At 47.1% G+C, this 22,419-nt stretch carries 21 protein-coding genes and 1 pseudogene; 11 read left to right on the top strand and 11 right to left on the bottom strand.

The features are described from left to right. Positions 1-153 precede the first annotated feature (153 nt). From AC5JR3_RS17355 to AC5JR3_RS17340, 4 genes are all read right to left on the bottom strand, one after another. Entirely contained in the window at positions 154-1,158 is a 1,005-nt protein-coding gene (locus AC5JR3_RS17355; protein ID WP_495847801.1) for a CobW family GTP-binding protein, read from the bottom strand. Positions 1,159-1,351: 193 nt separating this feature from the next. After that, positions 1,352-1,804: a SufE family protein gene (locus AC5JR3_RS17350; protein ID WP_495847800.1), complete on the bottom strand. Its 453-nt coding sequence runs from the start codon at positions 1,802-1,804 to the stop codon at positions 1,352-1,354. 251 nt (positions 1,805-2,055) lie between these two features. After that, positions 2,056-2,961, bottom strand: coding sequence for a DUF2382 domain-containing protein (locus AC5JR3_RS17345; RefSeq protein WP_495847799.1), 906 nt, complete (start codon positions 2,959-2,961; stop codon positions 2,056-2,058). Positions 2,962-3,099: 138 nt separating this feature from the next. Further along, the gene (locus AC5JR3_RS17340) at positions 3,100-4,005 is read right to left on the bottom strand and encodes a DUF2382 domain-containing protein (RefSeq protein WP_495847798.1); all 906 of its coding nucleotides are present in this window, start codon (positions 4,003-4,005) and stop codon (positions 3,100-3,102) included. Between the two features lie 174 nt (positions 4,006-4,179). Between AC5JR3_RS17340 and AC5JR3_RS17335 the strand changes: the two genes are divergently transcribed. Both AC5JR3_RS17335 and AC5JR3_RS17330 read left to right on the top strand, forming a co-directional pair. Then, entirely contained in the window at positions 4,180-4,812 is a 633-nt protein-coding gene (locus tag AC5JR3_RS17335) for a bifunctional 4-hydroxy-2-oxoglutarate aldolase/2-dehydro-3-deoxy-phosphogluconate aldolase (RefSeq protein WP_495847797.1), read from the top strand. Positions 4,813-5,129: 317 nt separating this feature from the next. After that, positions 5,130-5,642 carry a L,D-transpeptidase gene (locus tag AC5JR3_RS17330; protein ID WP_495847796.1) on the top strand — a complete coding sequence of 171 codons (513 nt, stop codon included), beginning with the start codon at positions 5,130-5,132 and terminating at the stop codon, positions 5,640-5,642. A 15-nt stretch (positions 5,643-5,657) separates the two neighbouring features. Here AC5JR3_RS17330 and AC5JR3_RS17325 read toward each other — a convergent pair whose 3' ends face one another. Beyond that, positions 5,658-7,262 carry an Hsp70 family protein gene (locus AC5JR3_RS17325; protein WP_495847795.1) on the bottom strand — a complete coding sequence of 535 codons (1,605 nt, stop codon included), beginning with the start codon at positions 7,260-7,262 and terminating at the stop codon, positions 5,658-5,660. A gap of 129 nt (positions 7,263-7,391) precedes the next feature. On the opposite strand from AC5JR3_RS17325, the gene nadD reads away from it, so the two are divergent. Together nadD and AC5JR3_RS17315 are read left to right on the top strand one after the other, a co-directional pair. After that, positions 7,392-8,102, top strand: a complete 711-nt coding sequence (gene nadD, locus AC5JR3_RS17320; protein WP_495847794.1) for a nicotinate (nicotinamide) nucleotide adenylyltransferase — start codon at positions 7,392-7,394, stop codon at positions 8,100-8,102. Between the two features lie 147 nt (positions 8,103-8,249). Continuing rightward, positions 8,250-9,260: a type I glyceraldehyde-3-phosphate dehydrogenase gene (locus AC5JR3_RS17315; protein WP_495847793.1), complete on the top strand. Its 1,011-nt coding sequence runs from the start codon at positions 8,250-8,252 to the stop codon at positions 9,258-9,260. Positions 9,261-9,383: 123 nt separating this feature from the next. Here the strand turns inward: AC5JR3_RS17315 and AC5JR3_RS17310 are convergent. Next, positions 9,384-9,704: pseudogene (locus AC5JR3_RS17310) on the bottom strand (DUF29 family protein); the annotation flags it as partial. Positions 9,705-9,971: 267 nt separating this feature from the next. On the opposite strand from AC5JR3_RS17310, the gene AC5JR3_RS17305 reads away from it, so the two are divergent. Continuing rightward, positions 9,972-11,471, top strand: a complete 1,500-nt coding sequence (locus AC5JR3_RS17305; RefSeq protein WP_495847792.1) for a protein kinase domain-containing protein — start codon at positions 9,972-9,974, stop codon at positions 11,469-11,471. Between the two features lie 76 nt (positions 11,472-11,547). On the opposite strand, the gene AC5JR3_RS17300 is transcribed toward AC5JR3_RS17305, so the two are convergent. Then, positions 11,548-11,781 (bottom strand): hypothetical protein, encoded by a 234-nt coding sequence (locus AC5JR3_RS17300; protein WP_495847791.1) that lies wholly within the window; start codon positions 11,779-11,781, stop codon positions 11,548-11,550. 227 nt (positions 11,782-12,008) lie between these two features. Beyond that, entirely contained in the window at positions 12,009-12,971 is a 963-nt protein-coding gene (locus AC5JR3_RS17295; RefSeq protein ID WP_495847790.1) for a glycosyltransferase family 9 protein, read from the bottom strand. Between the two features lie 325 nt (positions 12,972-13,296). Between AC5JR3_RS17295 and ispD the strand changes: the two genes are divergently transcribed. Beyond that, positions 13,297-13,986 (top strand): 2-C-methyl-D-erythritol 4-phosphate cytidylyltransferase, encoded by a 690-nt coding sequence (ispD, locus tag AC5JR3_RS17290; RefSeq protein WP_495847789.1) that lies wholly within the window; start codon positions 13,297-13,299, stop codon positions 13,984-13,986. An 85-nt stretch (positions 13,987-14,071) separates the two neighbouring features. On the opposite strand, the gene AC5JR3_RS17285 is transcribed toward ispD, so the two are convergent. Continuing rightward, entirely contained in the window at positions 14,072-14,797 is a 726-nt protein-coding gene (locus AC5JR3_RS17285) for a hypothetical protein (protein ID WP_495847788.1), read from the bottom strand. 435 nt (positions 14,798-15,232) lie between these two features. Between AC5JR3_RS17285 and AC5JR3_RS17280 the strand changes: the two genes are divergently transcribed. Both AC5JR3_RS17280 and nfi read left to right on the top strand, forming a co-directional pair. Then, positions 15,233-16,792 carry an S-layer homology domain-containing protein gene (locus AC5JR3_RS17280; protein ID WP_495847787.1) on the top strand — a complete coding sequence of 520 codons (1,560 nt, stop codon included), beginning with the start codon at positions 15,233-15,235 and terminating at the stop codon, positions 16,790-16,792. Between the two features lie 287 nt (positions 16,793-17,079). After that, positions 17,080-17,748 (top strand): deoxyribonuclease V, encoded by a 669-nt coding sequence (gene nfi / locus AC5JR3_RS17275; protein WP_495847786.1) that lies wholly within the window; start codon positions 17,080-17,082, stop codon positions 17,746-17,748. On the opposite strand, the gene AC5JR3_RS17270 is transcribed toward nfi, so the two are convergent. Beyond that, a complete protein-coding gene (locus AC5JR3_RS17270) occupies positions 17,731-18,159 on the bottom strand; it encodes a hypothetical protein (protein ID WP_495847785.1) in 429 nt (142 codons plus the stop codon). The genes nfi and AC5JR3_RS17270 overlap by 18 nt on opposite strands. Positions 18,160-18,259: 100 nt before the next feature. On the opposite strand from AC5JR3_RS17270, the gene AC5JR3_RS17265 reads away from it, so the two are divergent. The 3 genes from AC5JR3_RS17265 to AC5JR3_RS17255 all read left to right on the top strand — a co-directional run bounded on the left by AC5JR3_RS17265 (position 18,260) and on the right by AC5JR3_RS17255 (position 21,408). After that, on the top strand, positions 18,260-18,799 hold the full coding sequence (locus tag AC5JR3_RS17265) for an FHA domain-containing protein (protein WP_495847784.1): 540 nt from the start codon (positions 18,260-18,262) through the stop codon (positions 18,797-18,799). A 7-nt stretch (positions 18,800-18,806) separates the two neighbouring features. Further along, entirely contained in the window at positions 18,807-20,786 is a 1,980-nt protein-coding gene (locus AC5JR3_RS17260) for an FHA domain-containing protein (RefSeq protein WP_495847783.1), read from the top strand. 196 nt (positions 20,787-20,982) lie between these two features. Next, complete coding sequence (locus tag AC5JR3_RS17255) at positions 20,983-21,408, top strand: hypothetical protein (RefSeq protein ID WP_495847782.1); 426 nt, start codon at positions 20,983-20,985, stop codon at positions 21,406-21,408. Positions 21,409-21,737: 329 nt separating this feature from the next. Here AC5JR3_RS17255 and AC5JR3_RS17250 read toward each other — a convergent pair whose 3' ends face one another. Continuing rightward, complete coding sequence (locus AC5JR3_RS17250; protein ID WP_495847781.1) at positions 21,738-22,412, bottom strand: acetoacetate decarboxylase family protein; 675 nt, start codon at positions 22,410-22,412, stop codon at positions 21,738-21,740. Positions 22,413-22,419: the final 7 nt, after the last annotated feature.

The raw sequence follows: 22,419 nt of genomic DNA, 5'->3' as shown, positions 1-22,419 counted from the left end.
GAGGGGGTGAAATTGCTATGGAAAGTCTGTGGTAATCCTCAGTTTTCCCGATGAATGCATGATTTACGCAAATTATTGAACCCAATGGGTAGGGGCGTTACTGCGTTTCTGGAATGGTTTCTTTGTCTCCAATCGCTAGGAGCCAATCTTATGTTAGCTAACGGGTTCTAAACAGTTCTCTAATTGCTCTTGCAGTTGGGACGCGTTGAGATGGCGTCCGATGAGAACGAGTTGGTTGCTAGGTTTTTGTTGCCAGGAATCGGTTTTAAATTCGCAGCGTTTACCGCTCAGTTGAAAGATATGGCGCAAGCGACTTTCGCGGAACCACAGAACCCCTTTGGCGCGAAAAACTTCTTCAGGAAGGCAATCGGTGAAGGCTTGAAATTTTTCTAAGATCAAGGGGCGATCGCTTTGAAAGGAAACGGAAACAAACCCATCATTGGCAAGGTGTTCTGAAGGCTCGTGGTGGTGAGAGTTATGGGGAAGGCGATCGCTCAATTTCTCAGGAGCTGACTCATCGCGCCCCACATCGAGAATTAAAGGGAGAGGAACTCTGCCATATTCTGTTGGCAAAATTCTTGCTCCAGGCTTAATACTACAGATATAGGCTTCTAGTTCATTAACTTGAGTTGGGGAAGCCAAATCCATTTTATTGAGCAAAATGACATCGCCATAAGCAATTTGATTGAAAGCGGCATCACTATCAAAATGGCTGGGTGTGAAAGTCTGGGCATCCACTACTGTCAAAATTGAATCTAGCCGGATCAAATCTCGCAATCTTGTTCCCAAAAATGTTGTGATAATTGGGAGTGGGTCAGCAACTCCTGTCGTTTCAATCACCAGATAGTCAACGCACTCTCTACGTTCCAGTACGTTGTAGATCGCCTCAACTAATCCAGCATTAATCGTGCAACAAATGCAGCCATTACTGAGCTGCATCATGTCTTCGTCAACAGAGACTAATAGTTGACTATCAATATTTATCTCGCCAAATTCATTCACCAAAACCGCTACTTTCAAACCAGAGCGGTTTTGTAGAATGTGGTTGAGCAGCGTCGTTTTACCGCTGCCCAAAAAGCCAGCAATTACGATGACGGGCATTCTCTGCTTAGGGATCGCCACTCGTTCCGGCTGGGCTTTTAAGCTAAAATTGCTCATTGCTCTCATTAAGTAGGCGAAAATAAATCAAACTTTGTGTTGTCATGTAAAACTTTTAAGATTGTTTCGTAGTCAGAGCTTAGACCCTATTTTGAGAATTTAGCCCTCACTACAAACCAATAATATTTACATGTCCTACTTAGTGGTCTTTCAAGATCCAATTGATGGTTGACTCACTAACTCAGCCTTAGTTTCAACTGAGAGCTTGAGAAGAGGTTCCCAACTGATAACCCAGTGCCTTGTTTTTCATAGTCTGAAAAATGTTATAAAAGCCGTTGGCACGGGAGGGAGTGAGGCTGACGTTTAAACCCGTTTCCTGAATAAAATCAGGAGGGACTTGGATGATTTCCTCTGGGGTCAAACCACTAAGTCCTTCAATTAATAGGGCGACTAACCCTTTGACTAACTGAGCATCAGAATCGCCCTGATAGATCACTTTGCCATCTTCCAAGTTAGCAGTAAGGAAGACTTGGGACACGCAACCGGGAACCTTATTATCCAGAGTTTTATCAGCTTCTGGCATTTCTTTTAGCCGCTTGGCATACCAGAGAAGCTGCTCGTAGCGTTGTTTGGGGTTACTACGCCGCTGGAAACGCTCCACAATCCGAGCAAGAGAATTTGGTAAGGGAGTTGAGGGTGATGACATAACGGTTTGCAAACAAGGAAGAAGTACTTACTTCGATCCTAACAAGTTGCTGGTCAATGCCCCTAATCTAGACAAATTGTGTTCAGACCTGTGATGTCTCACGGGCTTGTAGAGAGAGCCGGGGGAACAATTGTTGATTGTTAGTTGTTAGTTGTTGGAGGAGGAAAACCTTGGATGCTTACCTAAAAAAATTAGAGGAGCTGTGGAAATTGCTGGCTAACAACTAACAACTAACAACCAAAAACTCCTCTTTATCGGCGAGAGCAGCGGTCAAACATCTGTTGATAGGTTTCTTGATGTTTTGGGTCTGACAGTACGAGTTCTATCCGGATCTTGGCGCAGCCGTGGTTTCGTTGCGTGGCGATCGCTTCTAAGAGGTCGCTGACAGCCTGGGGAGAAACAAATTCCCCCCTAACCGTTGGTCGAGTCTCTGTCTGTGTCTCTGATTTCGGGAGATTATTCAGATCAATCCCTGTGATTTCCCCGTCACCTAAATCAAATTCTGCAAGTTGTTTAGGATCGTCACCAATTTGTTCGACAATCAGTTTTTCCCGTCGCACCGGGACTTCTACCATGCGGGTTTCAATTTCTTTTCGCACCACAACTTCGGCGACTTTCCGTTTGCTGCGGTTCACAACCAGTTTTTCTTCTAACAAACGGATAATTTCTTCTTCTACAACTTTCGGCAACTCTGTCTCGTCTGATAAACTTTCGTCCTCAAAGTTGTTGATGCTTTCTCCCTCCAGTAAGTCATTGTTTGGAGCAGGTGTTTCGGGAGAAAGTAGTGAATCTGAGCCTTCAGAATGGGTTGGGGGAGTCATTGTCTGTGTTGATGTACTTGCTGACTGGATTTCAGGAGTGTTTTGTGGTTGCAGGTATTCAATATCTGCTCGCTCAGTGTCTATGAACAAAGAACGAGCCATCGGATCGACTTTCTGGATATGCTTGCTGTTGACTTGAAAGCGACCATCGCCTGCTTCCGGGTTTAACGGAGAGACGATGAGGATAATGTGGCGTTCGGGATCGATTCTTAAACTTCTAACTGTTCCTAGGGTTTTACCTTGCAGATTTTTTACTTCAAAATCTTGCAGTTTCGTTCTAACTTTGTCTAAAAGTGAATTAATTCGGCTTGTTTTATTAACATTTACAGACGACATCTTTTTACTCCTTTTTACAAGCGATTTAAAAGGACAGGCAGAGCAAAAACTGCCCTGCCTGCCATCTTGTTATGCTCATTCTTCAATCAATGCTTTAGCATTCTTGAAGACTTAGCTTATCGAGGTATATCGCAAAGATTACCGATCGCGCCGCACAACAGGATTGCCATCAACATCAACGTCTAGCTCTTCGCGACGCAGTGTTTCTTCTGCATTAACGGTGTCGCGGTCAACTTCTTTTCTGATGTTGACTTCTTCACGCACAACAGCTTCCTTATGAATATCAGCCGTTTCTTCGTACACTTCCATGCGAGCAACTTCCCCTTCCCGGAAATCAGCTTCACCTGGAGCCACGCTACGAGCGCCAGTAGGATTAGAACGCTCAATTACGACTCGCTCCTTCTCTACAGGAACAGATGTCCGAGCTACTTCTGTCTCGACATGCTTGCCGATTACGACATTACCAGCTTGGCGGCGCTGCTTGTTAGCAACTAAGCGCTCCTCATATAGTTTGAGGGTCTGATGATTCTGCTCATTCATGTCATACAGGTGAGGCTCACGGTCATAGTCGTAGGTATTACGGTCATAACCTGTATAGCTTGCCTGATTTGCAGTGTAGCCAGTAGCCGCAGTGTTGGCTTGAGTAGCAGTAGCCGCTGTACCCATTGCACTACCACCCACGGCAGGGGCGCGATAGATGTTGCGGACGTTTTCTTCGTAGTCGTAGTCCACCGTCATATCGTCGCGATATTCAGGCAGGTTTTCTGCCTGTTCTTTCGACAGTTGGGTTGCGTAAACGCGCTTCTGTTGGTAGTCAATTCTGCACTGACCCACAGGTAACAATATTTTTTTACCAAAGACCCAAAATCCAGTATCTACTACCAAGTAACGGAAACGACCATCGTCTCCGACTAGGGCATCATGAACTGTACCGATTTTGTCATTATTAACGCTGGAATAAACATCCATTCCTTTGATGTCATCGCCACCGAAAATCTCGTCTTTGTAATTGGGATAGTAATCTCTGATTTTTAAAAGAGCCATAAACTAAATAATTTCTCCAGTAATCTTCTACTTGCAATCATGCTAGGAATTTAATTTGTTTGTCTCATCTTTCTATCGACTGATTCACTTTGGTAGATAGATATATTTTGACAAGGTGATTTCTCAACTGAGAAGCTGTTTTCTAGTAACGTTCAAACGCGATCGCTCTCAACTATGTCTCATCAATCATGGCTAGAATTATTGCGAAAACAGCAGACAATCGCTGTTATCCGCACCTATGAGTTAGAAATGGGTTTAAAAATGGCTCACGCGGTTGCAAAAGGGGGAATACGCCTGATTGAGATTACATGGAATAGCGATCGCGCTCCTGAACTCATTAAACAACTACGCTCAGAACTGCCTACCTGTACGATTGGCACAGGTACGCTCATGAACTCAGAGCAACTCCAACAAGCCATTGATGTTGGGGCGCAATTTCTTTTTACTCCTCACGTAGACCCCAAACAAATCGCGACGGCGGCGGTGGCGGGAGTCCCAATTATCCCTGGAGCCCTTTCTCCGACGGAAATTGTCACGGCTTGGAATGCGGGGGCAAGTTGCGTCAAGGTATTTCCGATTCAAGCAGTGGGGGGAGCAAGTTATATCAAAGCTCTGCAAGGCCCGTTGGGTCAAATCCCATTGATTCCCACAGGTGGCGTCACAGTAGATAATGCCTCAGAGTTTCTATCCGCTGGCGCGATCGCCGTTGGTCTTTCTGGCGATCTATTTACTAAAGCAGCGATCGCCAACGGAGATTGGGAAGCCATCTCTCAACGAGCCAAGACGTTGATGCACAAGCTTACTTAGGGGATGGGGAGCAGGAGAGCTGAGGAGCAGGGGAGATGGGGTGCAGGGGAGCAGGGGATAACTACACTCACCCTTCATACTTCACCTTTCATACTTCACCCTTCATACTTCACCCTTCATACTTCACCCTTCATACTTCATCCTTTCTTCCCTACTCCATCCTTTCCCAAAAAACAGCTATCTTTAGCGAGAACGAGAAAGTATTTCTCAGGAGGTACGCTGGTGTTATAAACTCTAAAAATTAAAAGATTCTCAGAGCTAAAGAGAGGTTTTCAGTCCAAAAGCTATGAAAACTTTTTTGGGGAGAAAATAAACCCATGAAACGCCTCATTTCTACCAAACCGCTACGGCATTACAAAACCCAACTGGTAAGTGTTGCCTTAGCTGCGATCTCTGTAGGAAGCTTATCCTTATCTTCTCTAGCCAGTTCTCTGGGCGATCAAATCGCTCAGAAAATGGTGACGCTGCAAAACTCCCAAGACCGCTGGATTCAAGTTGATATCTCAAAGCAGCGCTTGATTGCTTGGGAAGGTGGTAGCCCCATTTATGCGGTCGTTGTGTCTACAGGCAAAAACGGCACTCCCACACGCCCTGGCACTTTCACGGTTCAATCAAAGCATCGCACCAACCGGATGCGGGGGCCTGGTTATGATGTCCCCGATGTACCTCACACAATGTACTACCATCGCGGTTACGCCATTCATGGGGCATACTGGCACAGTCAGTTTGGTACACCCATGAGTCACGGCTGCGTAAATGTCGCCCCCAATCATGCGGCTTGGTTGTTCAACTGGGCTTCAGTCGGAACGCCTGTGGTGATTCATAAATAAGAATTGATGTTTTAGCTAGCTCAACTGAGCCACAATCTGATTTTGCACTAAGGTTTGATTGGTCAGTAAATCTTCAACCGTGATGCGTAAGGAGCATTGAGCATCGACCCAGAACAGGAGCTTAATGCGATCGCTACCAGGGAATCCGGGTGGGTTTAGTGTGGCGATGGTTTTGGCACCATCACGGTCATTGAGGGGTTTAACGGCGCTTTGACCACCACTGAGGTTGCGAGTCACTAAGCGATCGCCATCAAAATAAACTTCCGTACCGCCTGTATCTGCGCCTAATTCCCCGATAATCAGCTCAATGCTGGGTTGGTTTTCCACAGATGCTCCTAAGAAGAGTTCCACCCCATCGCTCATCGGGTAAGGTTGCCCAGATTTAATTAGAGCGTGCCAGTTGTGGCATTTTTGCCGCTTATCCCAATAGCGGATGCCGTAGCTGTGGTAGAGGAAATCCTGAACTTCAATTCCTTGAGCCAGTTGTAGTGCGCCTTGGGCGATCGCTTCAAAGGGTTTTTGTGAACGAATTTTATCCGCCTCAAAGTATTGTTGTACCCAGTTTTGAACAGCGGGAATTTGTACCGTACCACCCACCAACAACACCGCATCAATATCTTCTCGCTCAATTCCCTGTCGCCGTGCTTGCTGCAACACCTGGGTCATCGATTCATCAAGATTGTCAAAGAACTGATGTCCTCTGAGGATAGTCTCAAAGCGATCGCGAGTCAGTTTTAGCTCGTAACTCTCAAAGGTCTCGTCATTAAAGTAGGCTTCTTGGGCTTCAGCTTGCAAGGACAACTGAATTTTGAGCCGTTCGGCAAGTTGGATTGTCAGTGGCGATCGCATTATGGCTTGAGTTTCGGCAAAGTAATCAACTAACCAGTGATCAATATCCGAGCCTCCCAAATTTTGCCCAGATTTTGCCAACACGCGAGCCGTCTTCACCTTTTGCTTAGAACTTTCACCGAGTAGCTTCTCGCCCCATTTGAGGATAAAGCCCATCGGCTTGTTACCCGCGTCTAAGTCTAGATTGTCTAATCTCACCAGCGACAAATCCAGCGTTCCACCGCCGAAGTCAACCACCAGTAACGTTTCCCCCTCAACAATGCCATAGCCCAAAGCAGCGGCTGTCGGTTCATCAACTATCCGCACCTGTTCAACAGGTAAGGATTTACATACATCAGTCAACCAATGGCGGTAGGTTTCAAAGCTATCAACGGGAACCGTTAACACTAGTGAATCGCTAGCGTTGGCGGTATTGCTGTTGAGCTGCTCAATTAAACTCGTGAGAAACCATTTTCCCACTTGCTCAAAGGTGACAATCGTGCCATCAAGTTCAGGTAAAAAGCCCTGAATATCGGCACCAATCCCCCGCTTGAAGCTACGGAAGAATCGTGGCTCAGACGTTAAATCCAAACCGCGATCGCGCACCGCTTGCCCAACTACCACCTTACCCTGACTCGCATCTTCGACGTAGAGCAAACTGGGAATCAGCGGTGGATTTTGACTCAGTTGCTGAGAAAGCCCTGGTAAGCGTAGTGTTTCCGACTGCTGGGTTGCTAAATTCCAGCGAGTAATTACCGTATTGCTTGTGCCAAAATCAATTGCGATCGCCATTGAGCTAACTTTGGGTTGCCAGAAATAAAATTATTAGGTACCTACTGGCTTTTGAGAATACCAGAAATCTCTAGAGAGTGATCCCATCCCCAACTCCCGCTTTTTAATCTCCAGCCCCTAGTCCCTAAAATGCAGAATGTGGCAATTTTCGGAGGCACCTTCGATCCGATTCACTGGGGACATTTGTTGATGGCGGAAACTGCCTTGATTCAGGCAGAGCTAGAGCAAGTGATTTGGGTGCCAACTCGCCATCCTCCCCACAAATCATTGCCGTCTGAGCAGCGTTTTGAGCAGCGTCAGGCAATGCTCTCTCGTGCTATTGCCTCCCAAAGCGCCTTTGTGCTTGCACCGACTAACGCCCACCAAAACCAGCCTGATTATGCTATAGAGACGCTGCTAGACCTCCAGGAGAAGTTTAGCGATCGCCATTGGTATTGGATTATTGGGTTTGATGCTTTTCAGACATTGCCTCGCTGGTATCAGCGCGATCGCCTCGTCCCCGCCTGTGAATGGTTAGTCGCCCCTCGCCTCACCACCACAACGATGTCATCCCAGCAAGATGATCAAAAATGGCAGCAAGCGATCAAAGAACAAATCCAACGTCAGCGGCTTCACCTACACACACTTACCTCTCCAACTCAGGACGCTCAATGCCACCAAATCGCCCAGCAGCTAGCCACCCAAAACATCCCCCTACGCTGGCAGTTGCTGAAAATGCACCCGGTGGAAATTTCATCTAGCCTAATTCGCTCCCGCTGCCGTGACGGTAAATCAATTCGCCACCTAGTCCCCGAAACGGTTCGAGACTACATTCTTGCTTGCCACCTTTATAACTGCTGAGGGGCTTGAATGACTGTTTATTCCCCGCTCCCCTCAATCTTTTTGAAGAGGTTAGTGCAAATCACTGGGTAGAAATGAGCAGTCTTTACGATATGATTGGGGTCATTATGAAGAGTTTACTGAGCTGAAAACAGAGGGCAAGACGCAGTGATTAGAGTAGCGATCAACGGGTTCGGCCGCATCGGACGCAACTTCATGAGATGCTGGCTGACCAGAGAAAACAGTCAATTAGATATCGTAGGGATCAATGACACTTCTGACCCTGCAACCAACGCTCATCTATTGAAATACGATTCAATGTTGGGCAAGCTGAATGCCGATATCGGTGCAGATGACAACTCACTGATTGTTAACGGTAAAACTATCAAATGTGTATCGGATCGCAACCCGCTGAACTTGCCCTGGGACTCTTGGGGCGTTGACTTGGTGATTGAAGCCACTGGTGTCTTCCGCGATAGAGACGGAGCTGGTAAGCACATAGCAGCGGGTGCCAAAAAAGTAATGATTACTGCTCCTGCCAAAGGAGACATTGCCACCTTTGTTATGGGCGTGAACCATAAACAATACGACCACAACAAGCATGACATTGTTAGTAATGCCAGCTGTACCACCAACTGTCTGGCTCCCTTTGCCAAAGTATTGAATGAGAAATTCAATATTATCAAAGGAACGATGACCACCACCCACAGCTACACGGGCGACCAGCGTCTCTTGGATGCCAGTCACCGTGACCTGCGTCGGGCCCGGGCGGCGGCAATGAACATTGTTCCGACCTCCACCGGTGCAGCTCAAGCGGTTGCTCTCGTTATCCCCGACCTGAAAGGCAAGCTAAATGGTATCGCCTTGCGGGTACCCACCCCCAACGTATCTGTCGTTGATTTGGTGGTTCAAGTCGAGAAGACTACCCTCGTCGAACAAGTCAACCAAGTCTTGAGAGAAGCGGCTGAAGGCGAACTCAAAGGTATTTTGGAATATAGCGACTTAGAACTCGTTTCTTCTGACTACAGAGGTCACGATGCTTCTTCTATCGTTGATGGTAGCCTGACGATGGTGATGGGCGGCGACATGGTGAAAGTTATTGCTTGGTATGACAACGAGTGGGGTTACTCTCAGCGGGTTGTCGATCTAGCAGAAATCATGGCTCAAAATTGGCAGTAAGAATCACTATTCAACCTGACTTAGCTTGAGCTATAAACCTGGGAGTTAATTCCCAGGTTTTTTTTGAGGCGATCGCTCATAACACATTGTTACTCAAGTAATATTTAGGGTTGAGGATCTCTTTTAAAGTGCAGGCAGATTTATCAGGGAAAGCTTCCAATGCCAACCTGATGAATCTGCTGCTAATTCTTTTGCATCCTGGTAAGATTCGGAGAAAACTTCATTGAAGTAGCCTTGTAAGCTAAGGCTATCCTGAAAAGCTCTCTTAATCCTTAGCCAATGTTCTCAAAATAGTGCTTCGCCAACTATTAGAACGGTTTTTAGGCTGATATCTATACTTTCAGTAGATACATTAACAAAATTCAAGCTGCTGTAAAAATCACGTTTTTCCCTCCTACCCATTGCCTCTAATTCTTCAGTTAAATTAAATAAATTAATCTCCTCAAAAGCCTGCTTTGTTTATAAATGACAGGTTAATCATTTTAGATAACTCTTATTTCCGCTAATTATTACTTCTGGGCAGCTGAATCATGATCAGCATAAACATCACTCTCATCCTGCTTGAGCAATTAATATTATTAGGCAATAAATCTCCCTAAGGCTGGCATGAATGTTTTTTTATAACCAGGGTGGTTGATGATCGCTTAAAAAAATAGTTATAAGTAGGTAGACATGAATAAATATAAAATGTCACCCTGAGGGAATAGCGGCATGAAGTTAGTCACTTGCAGCGGTTGCGGGCAGCAAAATCCTGTTGATGCACGCTTTTGTTCTTGCTGTGGAGCAGATTTGCCTGAGCTGAACACTTCCCATGCAGAGCTGAGGGCAGGAACAAAATTACGCGATCGCTACATTATTCGCTATCCTCTAGGACACGGTGGCTTTGGTAAAACCTACTTAGCAGTAGATACAGGACGATTTAATGAGCTAGTCGTTCTCAAAGAACTCACCCCCAGCAATCAAGGCACTTTTGCGCTACAAAAAGCTGAGGAACTATTTCAACAGGAAGCGGAAATGCTTCACAAACTCGTCTCTCCCCAGATTCCCCGTTTCTGGGAATTTTTTCGAGAAGAGAGACGCCTGTTTTTAGTCCAAGATTATGTGGAAGGAAAAACCTATCAAACTCTATTAGAGGAGAGACTTGCCAAGGGGCGCACCTTCAGCGAAACGGAAGTTATCCAGCTAATGCGGCAACTGTTACCCGTGTTGAGCTACCTGCACTCATTGGGCATTATTCACAGGGATATTTCTCCCGATAACATTATCTGTCGCGCTCAAGACAATCTCCCGGTACTCATTGACCTCGGTGGCGTCAAGCAAATGGCACTAGCGGGCGCTCAGGTGGCAGATTCTTCCTTCATAAGCTCTAGTGGGGGGACTCGCTTAGGGAAAATTGGCTACGCACCCGATGAACAACTGCGTCTTGGCATTGCTGCTCCCCATAGTGATTTATATGCCTTGGGTGTAACCGTCTTAGTATCACTCAGCGGCAAACCGCCCCAGGAACTGATCAACTTGCAGACAATGGAGTGGGATTGGGAGCAGCATCTCCCCCATCTGAGTCCAACTTTCAATGCTATCCTGCACCGCATACTTGCCGCCCAACCGATCGATCGCTTTCAGTCAGCAGACGAACTACTGCGACAACTAGATAGCACCTCTACCGTTCCCCCAACGCAACTCTACAGCCATGCAGCTCGCAAGCCGCCTGTGGTGACTCAATCTCAGGCGGGCTTCTCTGAAACACTAACCAACAGATCCGGACAGGGGCAAGTATTTGACAGTTCGGTAAAAGTACCGGAAGAGATTCAAGGCTGGAACTGGGGAGCGTTTTTTCTGCCCGGATTTTGGTGTTTAACCAATCAAGTATGGATTGGGTTGATTTCCTGGGCTGACCTGAGTATGGTGACTATCCCTTTTACCTTAGGAACTACCTGGCCGATTATGTCAGTGGTTTTGGGGATTAAAGGCAACGAATGGGCATGGAAAAGCCGCCGTTGGAAGAGTATAAAGGATTTTAAACGCCATCAACGGATGTGGGCGATCGCAGGATTTTTGATTACAGGCATTGTTTTAGCCTTGATTGGACTAGTAGTTTTAGCACTAGGGTGGGGTCTTTCCTCTATGGGAGGGGGAACAACGGGAGGAACGGGAGGAATGGGAGGAATGGGAGGAATGGGAGGAATGGGAGGAATGGGGGGAGGTGATTAAATTTCTCCTCCTTCATATTTCATACTTCATATTTCATACTTCATCCTTCACCCATCCCTATCGCGCCTGACGCCGATTACGGGAAGTCAGGAATCACCCATTGTGGGGGAGCGGTAAGTTTTTTGAGGCGCGCTTTCTCCGCGATATCTAGCATCGAGTCCAAGGGCGTTTCGCTAATGAACTTTGACGCCTCCGTTGCATATTCTTGATTGGGGCATTTGTCCCCCAAAATACAGCCGTTGACACAGGCTTCCGCGCAGTTCACGGCAAACTCTTCGGGGGAATTGGGAGAAGAATTTTCCAGACTCATAAGACTTTATTTAACGCTATTTCTGTATGGTAGCGATTTCCTCAAAATCACCTGCAACTATCGTGTGGGGCTTCCGGCGTCAAGCTAAAACAACAAAATGTCCCCAACGCATTCAGTTACTGCACTGATGGCGCGATACCGAAAGTTGAGCAGCAAGTCCTCAATGGGAAGCGAGATCACCCGATTCCCCATTGAGGACACCATCGCACTGGAAAAATACCGCTCATCTAGCCACGCCAGATTTGCTCGATTACGTCCTCCGGTTTAATGTCTGCAATCCAACGGCTAGGAGATTGCAATCCAAAACATTTGTCATTATTGGGTAGGAGCTTTTTCGCCTCAGTTGGGCCAAACAGGGCAATGGTGTAAGTTCCCACCGCCACGGCTAAGTGCATCGGCGCACTATCCGTACACAGCAGCAAATTGGCACCTGCGATCATTGCTGCCAACTTACCAATATCCGGCGGAGATATTACCTTTAGACTTGGACAAGCACTCATTATCTGTCCGATCAACTCGGCATTCTCTGGGTTCTGGAGCAAGACAATCGGCATATCCGGCTGTTTTTGCTGAATATCTTGAATAATTTGCTGCCACTTAGCCGCCGGGTAGACGTTGTCCATCGCTTTGGCTTGTGCCAGTTGACTAGCACCGCCATAAATAAGAATGTAGCCACTCTCTGCAATGCCTGGACGTTGCTGCTCGCCGTCTGCCCATTGAATGTCTTGTTTGGGAACACTCACACTCAAATCAGGGCAAGGGGAATTGATGCCCAATCCTTGCAGTAAATCGTGGTACATATGCCCCACGTACTGCTCAGTTTTTAGCGGTACCGTGGTCGTAAAAAATCCCTCCCGAATGCCAGCCGAGTAGCCAATACGAGTGGGAATACCACTCATCCAGAGCAAAAGCCCTGTTGACCAGCTAGTTCCTAGAGTTAGGGCAACATCGCATTCGCGATCGCGCATAATCCCCAACAAGTTGCCAAAATCTGCTAAACCGTTACGTCCTTTAAAATCAAACGTTATAACTTCATCGACCGACTTACAAACCCGATACGCCCCCTTTGCTCGCGGTTCCACAATGACATTAATGTCGGCTCCTGGGTAAAACCGCTTTAGGTCATCAAGGGTCGGAAAGAACTGAATTTGATCGCCAATTCCACCAGGGACAAGGGCTAGTATTCTCATCTCAATTGACTTATATATTCAGCTTAATTTTAGGGGAACATATACCTAGTCGCACAATTTCGGGGCGAGGAATTAGAGAAACGGGGAGAAAGGGTGAAGGATGAAGTATGAAGGGTGAAGTATGAAGGATGAAGTATGAAGGGTGAAGAGAGTTGGTCAGTAGGGGTACGGCATCGTCAGTAGAGCTACGGGCTTCCCGTGCCCCTACTCCGGGTGTTCCTCCGCTCCCAGAGGCGAATGCCCTTGTCTCTACATTCTCCTCATCTCCCCATCTCCTCATCAAAACTCAGGACTCAGGACTCACCGACTCAGGACTAAAAAAAACATGCATTTATTAATTCCAGCAGCAGGGATGGGGCGACGGATGGGAAGTAGTCGCAATAAGCTGCTTTTGACCTTACTCGGTAAACCGTTGCTTGCTTGGACGTTGACGGCGGCGGAGACATCTGCTCAGATTGCTTGGATTGGCATTATCGGACAACCTGGCGACTTTGCGGACTTTAAGGAAATTATTGCTGGTTTGTCGCTGACTAAACCCGTGCAGTTTATTACAGGTGGTACAACGCGCCAAGAATCGGTTTACAACGGCTTGCAAGCCCTCCCTGAGGATGCAGAACGGGTGTTGATTCACGATGGGGCAAGATGTTTAGCCACGCCCGCTCTGTTCGATCGCTGTGCCTCTGTATTGCAAGAATGTCCGGGTTTAATTGCCGCTGTACCTGTGAAGGACACCATCAAAGTGGTGGACAAAACGGGTGTGATTCAATCTACCCCCGATCGCCGACAGCTATGGGCAGCCCAGACTCCCCAGGGATTTGAGGTGAAACTTTTGCAGCAGTGTCACGATAAAGGGCGCAACTTAGGCTGGGAAGTGACGGATGATGCGGCGTTGTTTGAACGCTGCGGGTTATCGGTGCAAATTGTGGAAGGGGAAGAGACGAATCTTAAAGTGACAACACCTGTTGATTTAGCGATCGCTGAATTTATTCTCCGTCAGCGCCTCGACGATACATAAAAAAAACCTCGACTTAAAATCTTAAGCCGAGGCACTCTACTGAAGGAGGAGAAAATCTGTTTTTTGCCAATATTGGCAAGGGTTTTTAGAACCCAGTATTGATACTAGAAAACTCAAAACCAGGGGTAACGTCGTAAATGGGGACACTGTTTGCCATCGATGCTGCAACATTGATCAGTTGCTGTTGTGACATTGACCGAGAGGCTACCCCATAAACCAGTCCATCTTGTTCCCAAACCATTCTTCGTATCAAACCTTTATTGGGGTGAGAGTGTGACCGATAAAATCCGGTAATTCCCCCACCGAGGTTAAGTTTCGTACCATTTTGTTGACCTTCTTGCAGCAACTCGCTGGAATCAAAATGGTGATGGGCAACAAAAAATGTGCCTCCATCACACACTCCCATTACAGGTTCGGGACAATCTAGATCAGTGAGTTTGACTGCAAAGTAGCCTGATTCTGGAGAGGTCTGAATTTCAGGGCGATATCTCAGCCCGTTGTTCAGTTGGGTGGGAACGACACCGGGTAAACGCATGACCAAACCTTGAGGAAGTTGGCCTTGAATGGAGGGAATTAAAGAGCGAAATAGAGCGGCTGGAGATGTATAGGCGGCGTATCCCCGTTGCGGGTTGGATTCTCCAGCACCAGATTGGTTGATTGTAGGGACTTGAGCTAGCGCTGGTAGCGAAACGGCGCTCAACATCACCAAACTTACTCCAAAATTCACTAGCGGTCGCACCTTCATCGTTGACTCTTCCCTGATTTTGATCAAATCTAATTTGTCTAAAGCAATGCCTGTAGTTAAAGGCATCCGTCATGATGGATAAAACTACAACCTTAAAATCGAAGAACTACTGAAAATTTGTGAATTAAACTCTGAGCTTTTTTCTCTCAACAAGTAATTTTTATATAGTCTTTACCTCCAGCTCTCAACCTGCTTCTAGCGTAGTTTTTTCGTTACTCCAGTAGGGAGTCGGAATTTACGGAACATTTAGCGAACCATTAAATAATTGCCTGTAAACCTACTGATTAAGATTGGGGTGAGATGGCATAAATTAGTTGTGTCGGTGCGGCTAGGTAGGGGAATTAACCTAGAAATTGAAAAATCGGCAAAAGAAGGGGAAAAGCTTTAAATAACCTTCATGTTATTTCCGGTAATGTGAAATTTTTGCTGAAAAGATGGGTGGAAGGAACCTTGGTTAATCCCCTAGGTCAGGTTGAACGATTTGCAGTGGTATTGAGGTTTATGAATAAGAGATTTTTCGCTGCCCGTTATGGAATCATTTTGGCGGCAGCTAGTTTAGCGATCGCCCCTTTGGAGACATTCGCGCTTAACGCCTCCGTTACGCCGTCTTCAGATGCGCCTGAGATGGCAACACAAGCAAGTAGTATTGAGTCCCCGATCCAGCTTGCCCAAAGTCAATCATTAGAAGAAACTCTCCAGTCCTTACCAGAAGCGATCGCCAAAGCCGTTTTAGAAAACGTGCAAGAGCAGAGTGGCAAACAACTTTCCGAACTAGCGATCGTAAAAGTTCAACAAGAAACCTGGTCAGATGGTTGTCTCGGTTTAGGAGAGGAAATTTGTACTCAAGCTCAAGTTCCTGGTTGGTTGGTAGTTGTAGCCAGTGAGGAACAACTCTGGGCTTATCGCACTGACGCCACGGGTTCGACAGTCAAGCTGGATGAAGAATTGAGCGAGACAATCACCGCTCAGGTAACGACGGAACTCACACGCCGACAAGAGACGACAACCCGCAGAACTCAAACCACTCAATCTGTTACAGGTAGCAGCAGCAGCCAAAGTAGTCAAGCTGTTATGGGTAGCAGCAGCCAAAGTAGTCAAGCTGTTATGGGTAGCAGCAGCCAAAGCGCTCAAGCTGTTATGGGTAGCAGCAGCCAAAGCGCTCAAGCTGTTATGGGTAGCAGCACTCAACAGCAAACAGCGGCAGCTACTAGCAGGATGATGCAGCAGAGCAGTGCCAGCATCAGCTTTACGGATGTATCAAGCAGCTACTGGGCAAGCAATTTTATTACAGAATTGGCGGCACGGGAAATTATTGAAGGATTTCCTGATGGTAGCTTCCGTCCCAATGAACCCGTAACACGGGCGCAATTTGCCGCCATGATTCGCAAGGCGTTTGAGAAGAATAAAGAACGTAACGCCATCAACTTCCGGGATGTCTCAAGCAGCTACTGGGGATACAGTGCGATCCAGGAAGCGTATCAGATGGGCTTTCTGAGCGGGACATCCGGCACTCAGTTTAATCCCAATCGCGGCTTAACGCGGCTAGAGATTATGGTCGCGCTGACTCAGGGTCTAGATTATTCCTTCAATGGTTCTAGCGAAACTCTTTTAGGGTTTTATGGCGATGCTACCAACATTCCCACTAGCTACCGCAATCTCATTGCCGCTGCCACCCAGCGGGGTATAGTGGTGAACTACCCGAATGTCAGGTCTTTGAGCCTGACTACGGTAGCTACCAGGGCAGAAGTCGCCGCCTTTATCTATCAAGCCTTAGTGAGTACTGGAGAAGTGACAGCCATCTCCTCGCCCTACGTTGTGGTGACAGACGCGAGTACCGGACAAGTCACTACTGGTACTGTTACGGAAACACAGACACAGACAGGAACACAAACGGAAACACAGACAGAGGTACAGACAGAAGGCGATCGCCCCGACCCCGCTCGTCGGCAAAACTGCAATCAAGGCATCGGTAACGGTGCAGAAGGTTGCGATCCGGGGAACTCTCGACCCCGTGGCGGCAGTAATGATGAAGGCGGTCGGACGCCCGGAGGTCGCCGTTAGTAGCGATATCGCATCTCTTTAACACTAAAGGGTAAGTCTAGGCTTACCCTTTACCTTTTTTAACATCTGCTTAAATTGTTTCTTGAGTAAGAGGACATCGCTCTTTTTTAAAGGCACTCTATAAGCTGTAAATAATAGCTGTTGCTATTACTAGTAATAGATTTTTTTTGTGATCAGGTTCAATAAAAATCTGCACTGCTAGTGCCTTCAGATCCTCAATTTTTTAAAAATTGGGGATCTCGCCTTTACGGTTTAAAGTCTCTCTTGGGCCTTAGCGCTAAATACGGATGGAAATTCAGCAACGCCACGAATGGTCACTCACACCAAAAGATGCGGCGATTGTCCAAAAACAATTGCAACCGGAAGTGATTACTAGCGATCGCTTACCAGAGGTGCGGTATGTGGCGGGAGTGGATGTGGGATTTGAGGAAGGAGGGGCGGTGACGAAGGCAGCAGTTGCCGTGTTAAGTTTTCCAGAGTTGCAGCTAGTGGAACAAGCGATCGCTCGCCGCCCCACCTCATTTCCCTATATTCCCGGATTCCTCTCTTTTCGAGAGATTCCCGCCATTGTCGATGCCTTGGAACAGGTTGCAACGACACCGGATTTAATTCTCTGTGACGGTCAGGGTATTGCTCATCCTCGCCGCTTTGGTATAGCGTCCCATTTGGGAGTACTCGCAGACCTGCCCACAATTGGCGTTGCCAAGTCTTTGCTGGTTGGTAAACATGACGAATTGGCGGAGGAAAAAGGCAATTGGCAACCGCTACGGTATAAAGGAGAAACCATTGGGGCAGTATTGCGATCGCGTACAGGTGTTAAGCCACTTTATATCTCCGTCGGTCATCGCATCAGCCTACCAACGGCGATTGATTACGTCCTGTGTTGCACCCCTAAATACCGCTTGCCCGAAACCACCCGTTGGGCAGACAAACTCGCCTCAAGCCGAGTTCGGTAAGGTTGGCGCACTTTCCGTAGGCGAAGAGGCGGCATAAACATCAACTCGCAAGCGTACTGGTTTTTCGTGGGGATTTTCTGCCCATAATTGCTGAATTGGGCAAGAGATGTCTGCACTCACTTCTTGAGGATTTCCTGGCTTGCTGATATAAGCCTGAGCCTTACTGCCAAATCGAATCGTTGTATCTCCTGATTGGGAGGAAACAAGAAGTTTTGTTACAGGTGGAACAAATTTAATAAATTGTCGCCCACCTCCTGGCAAAACATTCAGGAAATAAGTTTTTAGCGGTTGTAGTTGTTCTTGGCTGCCACCGCTTCCTTGCTTCGTCGGTGCCGGATTTTCTGCCCTGCTAGGTGCAACCCAGCACAGCAGAATCAACACCGTAGCCATGACAAAAGTGATTAATTTCATAATTGTAAATAGTTAATAAAACAAAGAATTATTAAGGGACATTAGCCCCCAAATTATTAGTAATTGCAGTATTTTGAGGAAAGCGAAGAGGTTCTTGAAAATGCATGAACTCACTTTAGAGTGGCAAGAAAAGGGTCAAATAAAAAGAGAGACAATTTACAACCAACAGCGCAGTAGAAGTCCTGGTACAGTCCGCCTTGGTCGTGACCCGGCTCGGTGCGATTTAGTGTTGAGCGATCCGACTATCTCCGGATTGCATGTTGAAATTTTTTTCAACACGACAACTCACAACTTTGCCCTGCGTAACCTGCGCCAGAGTAATCCCCCAGTCGTTAATGGAGAACAAGTCACTCACGGGGAAATCTCTTTAAGTCAAGGTAGCATCATTTACTTAGGGCAAGCCGAAGTAAAGGTCGTCGCGGTTCTACTTTCTGCGCCGATTATTCCTCCTACGATGCTGGTGCCACCCACTCCCTCTATCCAACCTCAACACTCCCCAGAGGTGACCTATGGATTGGAATGTCCTCGTTGTCATCGCACTTCAGCTTATGAGCGATTGGATTGGGGATGTCAGTGGTGCGGTACTTCTCTAGCCGCTGCCGCCAGTGTCTTGATGACTCCGATCAGTAATTCAGGGTAAAAAGAAGATGAATTCTGCACCGTTGCGAATTCAATTGAGTTGGGAAGACCCCACTACAAGCGATCGCCGAGAACCGCTGTTGAGTGTCCCGATTGCCTTCGGGCGCGACTTCAATCAAATGCCGACAGCGATCGCCGGACGTCTTGTCTCACGGATGATACTTAATAGTTTAGAAGTATCTCGTTTTCATGGATTAATTGACCTGGATAACGAGACGCTAGTTGTCATTGACCAAAACAGTCGCAATGGGGTCTTTGTTAATGGCACTCGTGTGCAGGCAAACAATCCTGCCTCTCTTGCCAGTGGGGACATCATACAAATAGGCCCCTATCAAATTAGCGTTACCTTCAGTCCTACAACTCAAGTGTCTTCCCCCTCTGGGGCTTCAGCGATTTTCTTTAACCCAGAGACTCAACTCCCCGATCCCACGCAATCTGCACCCCCAGCCGTTGCCCCGGTCGCCAGTAAATTTCCCCCACCCAGCTTCCAAGGGATGGAAGTAGAGGTGCAAGACCTTCATGCTACCGGGTTATCAGTTGATGAGGTGGATTACGCCACCGTCGGTGCAGGACTAGGCAGTTTTATTTGGGTAGATTTTTTGCGGATTTCTGGGGTAAAAATTCCGCAGGTTGCCGCCTTGGGAGTCGAACCTCTGCCCTATGGTCGTTATCAGCAACTGTGTCTCAGTTCGCAAATTCCCTTGCACGAGCGGCTGCGCTCAAATTCCGATTCTTGCCCAGATAATATTTGGGGATGGCCTAGTTATGCGCTGCGCGAGGCAGGGCGAGATTTCTTGAAGGGACGCGTGGGTGAGTCATTTCGCTATTTATGGCAGATTTTTGCCGAACCGACCTTTGCAGAAACCTATACTCCACGGGCGAGGAATGTCTTTGACTCCATTGACCGGGAAGCCAAGCGCATTGGTTGGGAGCAGATATTCCGCTATGGCAGTGTCCGGTCGATTCGCAAAACCACAGATGGGCGTTATGCGATCGCTTATTCCCGCACTCAGACCGGACGCCGGGAACATGCCTTTTTAGTTGCCCGTTACGTCCACTTAGCAACGGGATATCCAGCTATTAAGTTCCTTCCAGACTTGCAAGCCTACCGGGAACAAACGCAGGATTTTAACTCGGTTGTCAATGCCTACGAGCCGCACGACCATATTTACGAGCATTTAGAGCAAAAAGGTGGTACTTTGCTGATTCGCGGTCGGGGAATTGTTGCCTCGCGAATTGTGCAGCGAGTTTATGAAGCACGGCAAAAGAACCCCAAGATTCGCTTAGTACATTTGATGCGATCGCCTAAACCCCAAGGCAACAAATTTGGTTTTTCCCAACGCTCTGTCAAACACCATTACGAATTTCAACCCTTCAACTGGCCGAAAGCTTGCTGGGGAGGCGAGTTGCGGGCAGTCTTGGAAAAAGCGACTCCCGAACAGCGAAAATCCTTACTCGCCGACTGGGGAGGTACAACCACTGCCGATCGTAGAGATTGGCAGCGGATAGTCGATGAAGGAATCAAGGAAGGCTGGTACAAAATCGAGTTTGGAGAAGTCGAACGGGTAGAGCGCGAATCCGACTGCGTCATCACCTATATTCAAGACAAAGAATTTCAGGGACAAACACGGCTAGAAGCCAACTTCATTGTTGATGCCACAGGTCTAGATGCCCAAGTCACCGCCAGTCCCCTTCTGAACGACCTAGTTATCCACTACAACTTGCCGCTCAATATTTTGGGGCGTTTGAGTGTTAGTAACGATTTTGAATTAGTCGAGATGCGGAATTCCCAGGGGCGGATGTATGCGGCAGGAGCCATTACCTTAGGTGGGCCTTATGCAGCGGTTGATAGCTTCCTCGGTTTACAGTATGTTGCCTTAAGAACTACAGATGCGATCGCCAAAACAAAAGCCCCCAAACTTCACCGCTTAAACGTGATTACCTCTCCTTTGCAATGGCTGAAATGGATGGGGAATCAATCTCCATAAAAGAAGTTAAAAGGCAGAAGTAGATTAACAGCAATTCCTCAATCAATCGCGTACTCCCTCCTTTTTAACTTTCTCTGTATCCTGATGTGCCTTTGTGGTTCGTTAATAAATTTCACAAATTCAACAGATAGCTATAGCAAACCCCCATCCATTGCTCAACCCGTCCCTAACACTCCATTACTCAGGACTCTAAAAGATGACTCCTACTCTATATGGTCGCTGGCAAACTCGATTGCTACTACTGGCTACCGTCGGGATTTTAATAACCTTGCCGTTTTATCTAGGCATCGTTGGGCCCGGTTTCAATCCTGTCTTTTTGTGGATATTGCTGTATGTCGCTCTCTTTGGTTTAGCTTGGGATATTTTATATAACTACATTCAGAAGTTTCGCTGGGATCGGGACTGGCCGGGAGCCTTGCAACTTTTGTCCGGTATCTGGGAAGGAATTTTTCTCGCCTTGCTTGTGAAACTTATTGGTCTGCCAAATGTGTCGCGCGGTTTGCCGCTGCAGTGGTTTTTTATCCATTACAGCTTGGTGTGGTTGAGTATTTATCTCGCCTCTCAATCACTAATGCGGGCTTTATTTCCCCGTTGGCGCTTTAAAGGTGGTCAGTGGTTTTAGATCCAAAATAATCAACAGAAATCCCCTGACCCAATTGATAAACTGATAGTTCTTATTTGAGAAATTTTAAGTAGAGGCGTAAGACTTTCATTTTTAGTACCTTCTAGCCTCTAAACATCTACAACAAATATCAGTAGTACAAAGCAAATAATTAAAGGTTTGTAATCAGGGTTAATTTTCTTAAGTTAGAGCTGAAACCATCACTACAAACCAATTTAAAAAATCTGACGTCAAAGAATTTGTGAAGATGAGATACCTGACTGAATTTTTCGAGAAATCAGGTATCTCAGGTACTAGCATCTCCCAACTTAAATAGGACTGCTATCTATCTACTGATAACTAAACTCTGCTCCTCGTTGTTGCACCACCTCTGGCGCATTAACTACTAAGCGCAATTCCTTACAATGACCAGTTAACCAAGGTTGCTTTAAACCTAAATTCCCAAAAGGACTCTCAGAAGGAATTTCTAAGTTGCTGCTAACTAACCCTAAACGAGATTCAAGATCGGCTTTGTAGGCAAGAAGTTTAGAGTCTTGAGTACTAAAACCGTAAAAACTTAATGGCAAGGGTAATCCCAATCCTTGCTGGCTGTAGCGGAGGCGGCAAAGTGTCCGTTCTCCTTGACGCACAGTAACGCGATCGCTGTAACCCGATCCGGAGCTATCATCCCGTTCCCAGGTAAAGTCAGCCATTTCCTTGGGTAGTCCCCAGATTTCTCGCCCCCCAGCAACGGAGTCAGGATTGTCTACATAAATGTGAGACACCCAACCACCAACCTTGCCGGAATGACTGACCATTCCAGGGGCTACGATCAACTCGCTGTACTCCATAACGGGACTTTGACCGTAATAGGACAAGTAAACTCCGCCTATAGTTTTTCCTGGAAATACAGAAACAATATCCAACTCTGGGGGAATCAGGGGACGCGCATCAGCAACATCAATCAGATGCACCGTCTGGAGTGCATAACCTTTAAGTGTCCAAGGTGCCTGGGGATATGCCATCTTTGAA

The sequence above is a fragment of the Kastovskya adunca genome (assembly GCF_059505785.1).
The sequence above is the reverse complement of the archived record's forward strand: the minus strand, read 5'-3'. Positions and strand labels throughout refer to the sequence as shown.